This window comes from Paenibacillus sp. 01L418 (assembly GCF_056400045.1).
This window is the reverse complement of record NZ_JBFTSN010000199.1, coordinates 1-11,351: the sequence shown is the minus strand read 5'-3', so window position 1 is coordinate 11,351 and position 11,351 is coordinate 1. Positions and strand designations below refer to the sequence as shown.

9 protein-coding genes are annotated in these 11,351 nt (G+C 44.1%); 4 read left to right on the top strand and 5 right to left on the bottom strand.

Annotation, left to right across the window (positions count from 1 at the left end):
- On the bottom strand, positions 1 to 2,183 hold a 2,183-nt coding region (locus tag AC1DSE_RS20900), incomplete at its 3' end, for an outer membrane protein assembly factor BamB family protein (protein WP_477528129.1).
- A 597-nt stretch (positions 2,184 to 2,780) separates the two neighbouring features.
- On the opposite strand from AC1DSE_RS20900, the gene AC1DSE_RS20895 reads away from it, so the two are divergent.
- Both AC1DSE_RS20895 and AC1DSE_RS20890 read left to right on the top strand, forming a co-directional pair.
- Positions 2,781 to 2,996, top strand: coding sequence for a PspC domain-containing protein (locus AC1DSE_RS20895; RefSeq protein WP_076271803.1), 216 nt, complete (start codon positions 2,781 to 2,783; stop codon positions 2,994 to 2,996).
- A gap of 62 nt (positions 2,997 to 3,058) precedes the next feature.
- Positions 3,059 to 3,721, top strand: a complete 663-nt coding sequence (locus AC1DSE_RS20890; protein ID WP_441876984.1) for a PspA/IM30 family protein — start codon at positions 3,059 to 3,061, stop codon at positions 3,719 to 3,721.
- A gap of 78 nt (positions 3,722 to 3,799) precedes the next feature.
- Here AC1DSE_RS20890 and AC1DSE_RS20885 read toward each other — a convergent pair whose 3' ends face one another.
- The 3 genes from AC1DSE_RS20885 to AC1DSE_RS20875 form a co-directional block, all read right to left on the bottom strand.
- Positions 3,800 to 3,982, bottom strand: coding sequence for a hypothetical protein (locus AC1DSE_RS20885; protein WP_441876987.1), 183 nt, complete (start codon positions 3,980 to 3,982; stop codon positions 3,800 to 3,802).
- Between the two features lie 185 nt (positions 3,983 to 4,167).
- A complete protein-coding gene (locus AC1DSE_RS20880) occupies positions 4,168 to 5,919 on the bottom strand; it encodes a sensor histidine kinase (protein WP_477512810.1) in 1,752 nt (583 codons plus the stop codon).
- Positions 5,916 to 6,674: a response regulator gene (locus AC1DSE_RS20875; protein WP_477512811.1), complete on the bottom strand. Its 759-nt coding sequence runs from the start codon at positions 6,672 to 6,674 to the stop codon at positions 5,916 to 5,918. The genes AC1DSE_RS20880 and AC1DSE_RS20875 overlap by 4 nt, the downstream gene beginning before the upstream one ends.
- A 193-nt stretch (positions 6,675 to 6,867) precedes the next feature.
- Here AC1DSE_RS20875 and AC1DSE_RS20870 point away from each other — a divergent pair, with 193 nt between their 5' ends.
- Positions 6,868 to 7,896, top strand: a complete 1,029-nt coding sequence (locus AC1DSE_RS20870) for a peptidoglycan DD-metalloendopeptidase family protein (RefSeq protein WP_477528128.1) — start codon at positions 6,868 to 6,870, stop codon at positions 7,894 to 7,896.
- Positions 7,897 to 7,920: 24 nt separating this feature from the next.
- Positions 7,921 to 8,397 carry a small multi-drug export protein gene (locus AC1DSE_RS20865; RefSeq protein ID WP_477512813.1) on the top strand — a complete coding sequence of 159 codons (477 nt, stop codon included), beginning with the start codon at positions 7,921 to 7,923 and terminating at the stop codon, positions 8,395 to 8,397.
- 113 nt (positions 8,398 to 8,510) lie between these two features.
- Here the strand turns inward: AC1DSE_RS20865 and AC1DSE_RS20860 are convergent.
- Positions 8,511 to 11,351 (bottom strand): S-layer homology domain-containing protein (locus tag AC1DSE_RS20860; protein ID WP_477528127.1); only part of this gene is annotated, 2,841 nt, incomplete at its 5' end.

The window sequence follows — 11,351 nt, the reverse complement described above, 5'->3', positions numbered from 1 at the left end:
GTGTCTCCAGTATCATTTAAAGTTGGCTCAAAATGTGTGATCTCTCCACTCAAGGATATCGACCAAAGCCGAGTATCCGAAACATTTGATGCTTCAAGATAACTGGTAACGCTTCGTTTGCTGCCATCCCTTACAATATTATTATTTGTGAATCCTGTATATCTATTGCCGGAACGATCCCAGCCAAGCATAGTATTGCGCTGATTAGCTGCCACCATATTATGAAGAACCTGCTTGCCGCTGCTTGGATCAAATGCTGTAAGCAAACCGCTATTCGTTCCTATAAATAGCCGTCCATCCGGTCCAATTGCAGGCCTCGCCCCTACCTGCTCCTTCAAATCGTATTGCCACTGCAGCTTTCCTTCCAAACTGACCGCTGCTACCTTCCCTTGACTGCTAAGCGCATAAACCGTTCCATCATCCGAGAGGAGGGGAACCTGGTATACCTCATTAATACTGCTATTCAGTGTAGGCAGTGACACTCCCCATTTTTTCACAAGCTGAGCGCTATAGGTAACCCCAGGCTCATTCATATAAGCTCGCTCGTTTACCTTAATTTTCATTGTCGTCTTTAAATGCAAATATTCAGCGCTCACCTCGACTTCACCAGCTCCGACCGTATGAAGGCCCTGTTTATCAAAATAAGCAATTTTTTCATTGCTGCTGCGATAAACGATGCCTTGCGGATTGGTTTGCTCCTTGCCATCTGCCCACTTCACAGTTACAAATAGCGAGTATATACTTTTTGATTCAATGTACGGAAAGAGGTTCCCAAACGTGATGGAAACCGCATCGCCCTTGTTCGATGCTTGTTTTATTTCAAGCGCGATTACCCGGCCGCTCTCTGTTCCAACATAGATCGTATTGATATCCCTATACGTTAAATAAATGGGAGAATTCATGTTGTACTCTGTTAGCTTCGTTAATTTCATATCCGATAAAACAACTTTGTCATAACCGTTTAATAAAATCATTCCATTGTCTAACCAAACAACCGAGGTTGTGTAAATACCGCTCTTTATAGAGGAAAGCAGTTCCCCTCCTCGACTAATTCGAAGCAACCGATGCTTAAAATATTCATTTTGCTCGGTTTTCTCAACTTTCGTCTTATCATAACTAGTCAATGAGCTGTAGAAAAGAAGGGAACCATCTTTATCCAACTGCATTGCCGTTCCATTTTCCAATACATTAGCCTCTTGATCGATTTGCAGCTTCCATATAAGTTTTCCTTGCGTATCAAATTTAGAAATGACGGCATCTCGCGTTACAATATAAGCGTTTTGTTGATCATCAAAAACAATAGGAGCGTACGTCCTTGCGCTTAGCGAGTAACTTTGTTTCACAGCTCCCTCGCTGATCACTTTAACCTCACCTGGACTTCTGTCCTGATTAAGCTGTGAACTACCCGATTGATCTCCTTTTTTCGAAGCTTCTAAATATACGATTAAATTGCCTTGCTTGTCCGTCATTGGGGTATTATAAGATGATCCATTCAAATTGACTTTCCAGCGCGATAAACCACTAGCATTTAATTCCTCAGCATAAGATGTAGATTCTAAACTTATCTTGCCCTCAACAAATTTAGTATCTAGGTTATAAGATGTAATAAAAACCTTATCCTCTAAAGTGCCTGCGTGCTTTACCAAATTTCTAATACTGGTTCGTTCCATTGCTTTCGTGCCATCCGTGCGCAAGGCAAGCAGCAGCTCCCTTGATCTGACTTGAATATAGATTAAGCCGTTACGTTGAACGACAACCTTTTGAAAGCTTGAATAGGTTGTTTCATACTCCCATTTTTTCACGCCATCTTTGTTGAATGCATATAAATTCCCTCTTGAGCCGACATAAAGGATCCCATCTGCTCCAACTTCGAGCTGACCCTCCCTTTCTGGAGAAGTATCATCCATAGGACTAACATCAGCAGTCCACAGCTGCTTGCCAGCAGGGCTAAAGGCATAAACCTTCCCTTGCTGAGATAGGATATACACCGTACCGTCCTCACCGATGACCGGATTCGCAGCTGCACCTCCCTTGATGCTCTCGCTCCAACGCTCTGCTAAATAGGAAGCAGCAGGTTTAGCGTCATTCGCTTGGACAGAGGATGAAGCACCGAAGCTTGGAACACACAGCGTAAAAACGATCAGCAAGCAAATTCCGATTTTATAATAAAACCATCTGTTCATGTTGGTCCCATCTCCCATTTATACTAATTATTATCTCTCAAATCTAAATTTATAATAGTAGATTGGTTGAATAGAGTAAAGGAATTTAGCAGCCTCTCTCGCTCGAGAAGGCGGGAAAGTGGGAAACAATAACCAACTTAGCCCTTATTCAGGATTCCCAGCCAGCAATCACGGTTCCGACTGATTACACAGCAGAAGGTTTGCCTGCAGGAATAGTATTTCTAAGCAGCTCCTTTAAAGAAGAAACGCGTCTAAAGCCTAGCTACGCAATGAATATGTAACCCACAACCGTAAATCTTTGGTTTTAACACCTTAACAACAACACGTTCATCCCGATAAAGCTGCCCAAAGGTCTAATTACTTTCGGGCAGTTTTTTTATGGATTTACATTTTCAACTGAGACCACCACCAATCCCAATTGCAATTTCTAATAAAGCACAGCCTATAACTGCTATAAGAATAGCGGCAGCCCCGTCGCCCGTCGCAGACAGTCCCCGCCTAAAGCCTAGCACCGAAATGGCCCGAGGACCGTTACGAAAGAATCTTCAAGAGGCTACAATAAGGACATAGATGAGCTACACGAAAGGATGACTGTATATGAAAAAATTATTTCGATCAACGACAGACAGCAAGCTGACAGGTCTATGCGGAGGCATCGGACAATGGCTCGGCATTGATTCCACTATTGTTAGATTGTTAGTTGTCATTGCGGCGTTCTTCAGCTTCGGAACGGTTATACTCGCATATTTTATAGCTACCCTCTTTATCCCAAAAGCAATTAACAACGACTTTCGATTTGCCGATCACTACTAAATCAAATAAACGAATGCAAATGAAAATAAAACCAAACACAAACTTTTAAGGAGAGATTATCAATGGGAATTTTACAACGAGTAGTTAGTATGACAAAGGCAGCAGCAAATGAAATGTTGGATAAGATGGAAAATCCGGTCATGATGCTTAATCATTATTTGAGAGATTTGGATGAGGAAATTGCCAAAACGGAGCATGCGCTAGCACAGCAGCAAGCACAGGATCGTATGCTGCAATCTAAACTAAGTGAATTCAGCGGACAAGTAAGCTATTACGAGGGTAAAGCAGAGCAAGCGGCAGTTGAGGAACGTGAAGCAGAAGCACGTACGGCGCTTGAAGCGAAGCTGTTGTATCTAGAACAAGCCGAAGAAACGGCAAGACTGCAGCAGCTAGCAAAGCAAGCGGTACTTGACCTCGGTTATCGCATTGAGGCATTAAAAGAAGAGAAAACACGGCTGCAAGGAAAACGCGCTGAGCTCATTACCCGCGTGCAGCAGACAACTGCAACTTCTACTGGCTATTCCAACTCCCTACATGGCAGCTCCGCTTCACAAGGGTTCGATCGGATTGAACAGAAGGTGATGGAATTAGAAGCACAACGTGACCTTACGAAAGGTTCATACAACAGCTTACATGCTGGCGCATATGGTTCCGATCAGCAGCTCGAGCAGCGCAAAGCTCGTGTGGATGAAGAACTTAAACGGCTTCAAACTAAAAAAGCCTAAATACAACTTAAAGCGGCGGGCAAGACGTATAGTAACGTCATTGACCGCCGCTTCATTCGTTAGAATATTTATTTTAAATTAGGATGAAGAAGAGCTAATAAATTGAAATACGCCAATTGCGATCAGTAGAACGACGAATATAAGGACGAACCACAGTACAAACTTAAGAGCGTTAGAAGAATTCGATTTACGTTGAAGTTTTTCCTCGACGTTAACTAATCGTTCTTTAAGCTCCTGTATTTCTTTTTCCTGTTGCTGCATTCTTACCCCTCCCTGGCAAATAATTTCGATTGACAAGAATATATTTTCTTTACATTTTTCATTCTCTTGTAGATTTAAAAAAACGCTAGATCATCAATATATCATGATCTAGCGTTTTTTTTCATTTATTTACTAATTTTACAGCAATTCTTTAACTGTTGTTTGTTCGATGAAAGTCGATGTTGTCAGTTCCATATTAACAAAATCGTCGTCCCTTCACCCGGTGTTGTTTTAACCATAATCCTGCCACCCATAGCTTCAATCAGTCCCTTCGATATAGCCATGCCAAGTCCAGAACCATTGGTGGTGGATGCGGTATCCGTGCCGCGATAATAACGCTCAAAAAGCCGATTTAATGTAACTTCATCCATACCATCGCCATCATCGGAGAATTTTATCGTTATTCCGCCACCTTCTTCATCCGCCAGAAGCGATACCGTCAAAACGGTATCAGGCGGGTTATGAAGCAGCGAATTAGCGGTTAAATTATTAACTACCCTCTCCAGCCAAGGTGTATACAATTGGAACCAGACATCATCTTGCGCAGCATGAAATACAATTCGCTGTTTTCCGTAAGCAGGATCAGCGGCAGCCTGTTCAAGCGCTTCATAAAGCCAGGCGTTTAGTTCAACCTTCATCGTCTCAGGAGGAAGAATTCCCGACCTCAATCGGTACGTCATAGCAAGATCGCTGATCAACATATCCATATGAGCCGATTTTTCCAGCATCGTCGCAGAAAATTTACGTACCTCCTCCTGAGACCAATCATATGCCGGCTCCGCTAATAAATGGGCATAACCAGTTATTGAGGATAACGGCGTCTTCAAATCATGGGTAACGCCAGCAATCCATTCTTCTCTCAGGCTTTCCGTTTGCTCCCGCATCGCTTGCTCTCTCTTCAAGGCATTGGATAGCTTTTCAATAGAAACCATCACATCAGCAAAAACACGATACCTTCGCCGCCATTTTCCTGCTGACGTTCGGCTTCGATGGAGACCTCTACGATCGACAGGTTCTTCATACACGGTTTTCCCTATTGAATCCAGCCATACAAGCATGTGCAGCATCGGGGCGCCAAAACGATGGGCTTGCCATAGTGAGAGGAGTACGAACAAGACCAGTAAGGAGATAAACAAGAAAATGGACCCGATAATGACTACCTGTGCTTCCTCCGGTATCCATTTCTTTTTGCCCGATTCTCCCGCTACAGTATTCGGTTCTCCGACAAGCCAGGTGTTTCCAGTTTTTGCATCATACGAGGTTGCTATCCGGTAACCGTATCTTTCACTGTACAATGTGCGAAGCGCAAGTTCCGGAACGGAGTATAGCGAAGGCACCGCATCGGGCTTGTTATAGGAGTCCAGTTCCAATCCTGCCGAATCGATCAGTTGAACAAAAGCATGAGCCGATCTTATTTTTCCTGATAAGGCATCTGGAAGGACTAATTTTTTTTCRGAAACAATGAATTCGACTTCATTTAATTGTTCCAATATAGGCTCTATTACTTTTGGAGCCCCATAGACCATTGTGAATTTCTTCCCATCCTTCTGCTGTATCCATAACGCAATCTGGTAAGGAAATGCGCTCTTCCCCATCCAGTGTTCCACTAATTCACCTGGCCCGTATTGGTTAGGAACATCTTTGGGCGTGTTATAAGCACTAGCAACTTTTCCATTCTCATCTAGGCTTTGCAGCCAGCCATTGTTTTTCTTCACCTGCCTCAGCAAGCTGGGTGCAAACGTAATGCCATTCTTGCCAAGCTTAGAGGATTCTACCATCTGTTCTAACCCTACACTGGCAAAATCACGTGTTATGTTAATCTCGCTAAACCGCTGCAGCATCCAATAAAAGGTTAGCGCAGCTATGAGAAGAACGATCATTCCTGCTATTGCGAGTTGAAGAACGAACTTCAGTGTTAGTTGTCGCTTAATATTCATGGCATAGTAAGCTCCTGCTGATCCGCTTTAACTAGTTTGTAGCCCATACCTCTGACGTTAACGATAAATTTTGGGTTAGACGGATCAGCTTCAATTCTTTCTCTTATCCGATGAATATGAACCATGACCGTATTGTCATCACTGAAGGCTTCTTCACCCCAAACCTTCTCATACAGCTCGCTTTTACTGAATATTCGATTAGGGTTTTTGCATAGAAAAAGCAGCAGCTGAAACACAAGCGCAGGACATGAAACAGCCTGTCCTTCAATAAACAGCTCACCTGCTGTCTCTTCTAATTTAAATCGGCCGTAATCAAATACGTTGGATTTTCGATTGAGAGAATCTTCTGAGATATTCTTTAAGGCAGCAGTCTCCGTTGACGAACTAAAGTACCGCCGCAGCTGCGCCCTTATGCGGGCTACCACTTCCAGTGGATTAAATGGTTTGGTAATGTAGTCATCTCCGCCAATTGCAAACCCTGTCAGCTTGTCGAAATCCGATGTTCTCGCGGTTAGAAATAAAATTGGCGCGTTCGTCGTTTGCCGGATAAAAGGACATATTTCAATTCCGCTGCGCCCTGGCAGCATCACATCCAATACAATTAAATCGTATTTTTTAGCTTCACAAGCTTCAATGGCTTCTTCACCCGATTGCACGGTATCAATATTCATGTAGCCTTCCTTGCGCAATACCGTCTGCAAAAGCTCCAGTAGCGCTTGCTCATCATCAACGAGCAAAATCGATGCATGGTTCATTCGTGCCAGCTCCTTCCGCCAACTGATGTTTATATCATCATAGCATGATTTTTTTCACTTTAAATCATTCTAATCTTAAGGGAAGCTTAATTCGTTTCCATTCACCCTTCTTAAAGTTAAGAGTGCGTTAATGATGGGTTTCATAAGAGCTAAGACTCTGCTGCTACAATGGTATTATCGGGAGGCGATGAAAATGAAAAAAGGAGCAACGAATTATATATATGGTACAGCAATGACTGCAAAAACGGCATTAGCTGCCGGTTCACTAGCTTTACTTCTAGCCGCTTGCAGCGGAGAAAATTCAGCAGTGACCACCAACACAGGAGCTGTGCCAACAATGAGCCCCACGGAGACAACGAACCAATTACTTATGCCAGACGACTTGCCAAAGGCGCTGCTGGACGGCAAGTATAAGGAAATTTATGCCCGTTTTAATCAACCTTTAAAAGATGCGGTAAGCGAAGCAGATTTAGAAAAGAYGGGAGAGGAATTTACGAATGGGATCCATAGCTTCGAGAAATCCTCTACTATACAGCTTAATGGTTACGACCGGCGCATATGGGTGAGTGATGAGGGGAATAAGGGGCTGCTCGGAATGTTTGATTCTGACGGAGTCATTACATCAATTCAAGTTCAGGAACTAACCTCCTCACCTGAAACCGATTCGAAGCTGAGCAAAAATAAATATGCTTTACCTTTTGAGGGCGACTGGTTCGTATTTTGGGGCGGCGAGAATGTTCTTGTGAATTATCATTATGAACTAGAGATTCAGCGATACGCGTACGATTTTATCCAAACAAAGGATCATTTTTCCTATAAAGGTGACCCGCTCAAAAATGAAAGCTATTTTGCCTTCGGGAAAGAAATCATTGCTCCAGCGGATGGTACAATCATATCGGTAGTGAATGATATTTTAGATAATGCGCCTGTTGGGGTAATGAATCCGAATGAACCTGCTGGGAATAATGTCGTCATTGATCACGGTGGAGAATACAGCCATCTGGCGCATCTCAAGAAAGGCTCTGCAACAGTTAAGCCAGGAGACAAGGTCAAAAAAGGCGACGTCATCGGTCTGACCGGCAATTCAGGCAATAGCAGTGAGCCCCATTTGCATTTTCAGCTATCGGACGGACCCGAACTATTCACTGCCCGATCCATCAATGTGAAGTGGGAAAATGCGATGAAGCCGACTCAAGGCGAAACCATTTCCTCAGCTAATTAGATAAATAATAACTGGAGGAACATTATGATTGAATGGATTCAGCAAACGGATGGGATATGGCCATATATTGTTTCATTTTTACTTGCAGCAGCGCCGTGGTTGGATGTATTTCTAGTCGTACCTCTTGGCATCGTAGCAGGATTGTCGCCAGTAGCAGTAGCCATTATCGGTTTTGCAGGCAACTTTCTTTTGGTACTGCTCCTGGGCCTGTTTTTCAAACAATTTTCGAAGTGGAATACGAATCGGAAATTGAAGAAGGGCATTACCACAACATCAAAAAAGGAGACTCGAGCAAGGCGAATTTGGGAGCGTTACGGCCTTCCCGGACTTGCCCTGCTGGCGCCCCTTATTGTGGGTACCGACATCGCGGCTTTATTAGCTTTGTCATTAGGCTCTTCGCGAAAACGCGTCATTCAATGGATGGCAGTCAGCCTTGCCGTATGGACCATTGTAATGGCGCTCGGCTCTGTTTATGGATTCAGCTATATGAAAATAATTTAATTGCGATGATCGAGCATACAGGCTCACTTAAAACCTATTGCTCAAACAGAAAAAAGGGTTATCTCACATTGGTGTATTCACCTTTGTAAGATAACCCTTTAGTATTTAGTCTTTTAAATCAAATTAGATTTTTTGAGAAGTCTTTGGATGATCACAGCCACTTCTGCTCTCGTGATTTCATCTTTTGGAGCAAGCACAGTACTGCTTCTGCCTGAGAAGATCTCCACTTGCAAGCAATCGAGGATGCTGCTCTTCGCCCACTCGGATGCGGCATTCGCATCTTTATAAGGAAGCAGCAATTCTCCAGCTTCACTTGCTGCAAGACTCGGTTTCAAGCCGGTGATTTTCATTGCTTTTGCAATGATCGCCATGGCTTGCTCTCTCGTTATTTTGTCCATAGGACGGAAGGTTCCATCTTCATATCCATTAATAAGACCATTTGAAAATGCGGTTTGAATATAGCTGCTATACCATTCATTTTTGTTCACATCCGAGAATGACGATGAGCTTGCCTCCAATTTCAAACCTAATCCCCGAACGATAATAGCAGCAAACTCCGCACGAGTAATCGATTTATTTGGATTAAACATTTCATTGCCAACACCCGTTATTACCATTCGTGAACCCATATCATTCACAGCTTCTTTTGCCCAATGCCGCTCTACATCCTTAAACGCAAGTGGATGCCAGACAATGGTATACGTGCTGTTCGTTAAGCTGTTCACTACGGCATAATACTTTTCGTTCTTAACGACAAGTCTAGTTGGAACATGACGAACAGATCCATCTGGTTCAACCACAATCCCTGTCGTTATTCGGTTAGGATCAACACCAGCTGGAATAGCTATCATTCTTTCTACATACGCATCGAATTTAGAAACTTCAATCGTTTTTCCATCATACGAAGCTCGCACTGTAAAATTAAGCGGTGGAACAACCATCTCAAACTGGCCTTTAACTGCTGCACTTTCCACCATTTTTATGGTATCTGCTATTGGCTTGGCAATCTCTATCTCGAGCTTGAGGTCTTGAAGATTTAATTTTTTTCCAAAAAGCTTAGTGAGTGCATCGATACTGATCTGTGATGCAGGTATCGTATACGTAAATTGATCATGTTGAAGGACTAAGACAGCTTGCTTTAGTTCCAAATCAGAAATGATCTGCCCATTTATCTGTGAAGCATAAACATCTGAGCTGCCTTTTAGCGGAATCGTAATGACAGCACGCTGACCCTCAGACTCCAATCTGTTCTTAAGCTTATTCGGATCCACGATAATGGTTGTGACCTTTTGGTTATTCACAATTGCTGTAGTCGCTTTACCTGCATATTCAATTTTACCGTTCACCAGCACTTCAACATCGGTTTCGTCCGTTTTTGGCGGGTTTGGCTGTGAAGGTTCAATCGAATAAGTTGTTACCGTCAAGACATTCGAGTTTCCTGCATTCGCTCCGCCTGTTACAACTAATCGGAAGTCATATCCCGTTGCGGCGGACAAACCTATTACTGTCGCTGTTGTTGCATTCGTGGCAAGCGCTCCAGTTGTCGCTGTTGTCCACGTATTTGCACCTGTTGGTGATTGCTCAACTTTAATATTTGTTGCGCCTGTTGCTGCGCTCCATGTGAACGTTGCGCTTGTTCCCGTTTTGCTTGCACTCGCGAAGTCTGTTAGTGCGATCGGGTTTGTCGTCACCGTTACTACGTTCGAGTCGCCAGCATTTGCTCCGCCTGTAACTACTAGACGGAAGTCATAACCTGTTGCGGCGGACAAGCCTGTTACTGTCGCTGTTGTTGCATTTGTGGAAAGAGCACCTGTTGTCGCTGTTGTCCATGTGTTTGTACCTGTTGGCGATTGTTCAATTTTCAAACCGGTTGCACCCGTTGCTGCGCTCCATGTGAAGGTTGCGCTTGTTCCTGTTTTGCTTGCACTCGCGAAGTCTGTTAATGCGATCGGGTTTGTCGTTACCGTTACTACGTTCGAGTCGCCAGCATTTGCTCCGCCTGTAACTACTAGACGGAAGTCATAACCTGTCGCTGCAGATAAGCCTGTTACTGTAGCTGTTGTTGCATTGGTCGCAATCACGCCTGTCGTCGCTGTTGTCCATGTGTTTGTACCTGTTGGTGATTGCTCCACTATAATGTTTGTTGCACCTGTTGCTGCGCTCCAAGTGAACGTTGCGCTTGTTCCCGTTTTGCTTGCACTCGCGAAGTCTGTAAGTGTAATTGGGTTAGTAGTCACCGTTACTACATTCGAGTTGCCTGCATTTGCTCCGCCTGTAACTACTAGACGGAAGTCATAGCTTGTCGCTGCCGACAAGCCTGTTACCGTTGCTGTTGTTGCATTGGTCGCAATAGCTCCAGTTGTCGCTGTTGTCCACGTGTTTGCACCTATTGGTGATTGCTCAACTTTAATATTTGTTGCTCCTGCTGCTGCGCTCCAAGTGAACGTTGCGCTTGTTCCCGTTTTGCTAGCACTCGCGAAGTTTGTAAGTGCAATCGGGTTTGTCGTCACCGTTACCACATTCGAGTCGCCTGCATTTGCTCCGCCTGTAACTACTAGTCGGAAGTCATAACCTGTCGCTGCCGACAAGCCTGTTACTGTCGCTGTTGTTGCATTCGTGGAAAGAGCACCTGTTGTCGCTGTTGTCCACGTGTTTGCACCTGTTGGTGACTGCTCAACTTTAATGTTTGTTGCGCCCGTTGCTACGCTCCAAGTGAACGTAGCGCTTGTACCGGTTTTGCTTGCATTCGCGAAGTCTGTTAGTGCGATCGGGTTTGTCGTCACCGTTGCTACGTTTGAGTCGCCTGCATTTGCTCCGCCTGTTACAACAAGGCGGAAGTCATAACCTGTCGCTGCCAACAAGCCTGTTACTGTTGCTGTTGTTGCATTCGTGGAAAGAGCACCTGTTGTAGCTGTTGTCCACGTGTTTGCACCTGTTGGTGTTTGCTCCACTTT

What these genes read in the sequence shown, in the direction of transcription:
- AC1DSE_RS20865 (WP_477512813.1), top strand. Translation starts at nt 7,921, where the DNA reads ATGATTGAATGGATTCAGCAAACGGATGGGATATGGCCATATATTGTT.
- AC1DSE_RS20890 (WP_441876984.1), top strand. Translation starts at nt 3,059, where the DNA reads ATGGGAATTTTACAACGAGTAGTTAGTATGACAAAGGCAGCAGCAAAT.
- AC1DSE_RS20885 (WP_441876987.1), bottom strand. Translation starts at nt 3,982, where the DNA reads ATGCAGCAACAGGAAAAAGAAATACAGGAGCTTAAAGAACGATTAGTT.
- AC1DSE_RS20875 (WP_477512811.1), bottom strand. Translation starts at nt 6,674, where the DNA reads ATGAACCATGCATCGATTTTGCTCGTTGATGATGAGCAAGCGCTACTG.
- AC1DSE_RS20895 (WP_076271803.1), top strand. Translation starts at nt 2,781, where the DNA reads ATGAAAAAATTATTTCGATCAACGACAGACAGCAAGCTGACAGGTCTA.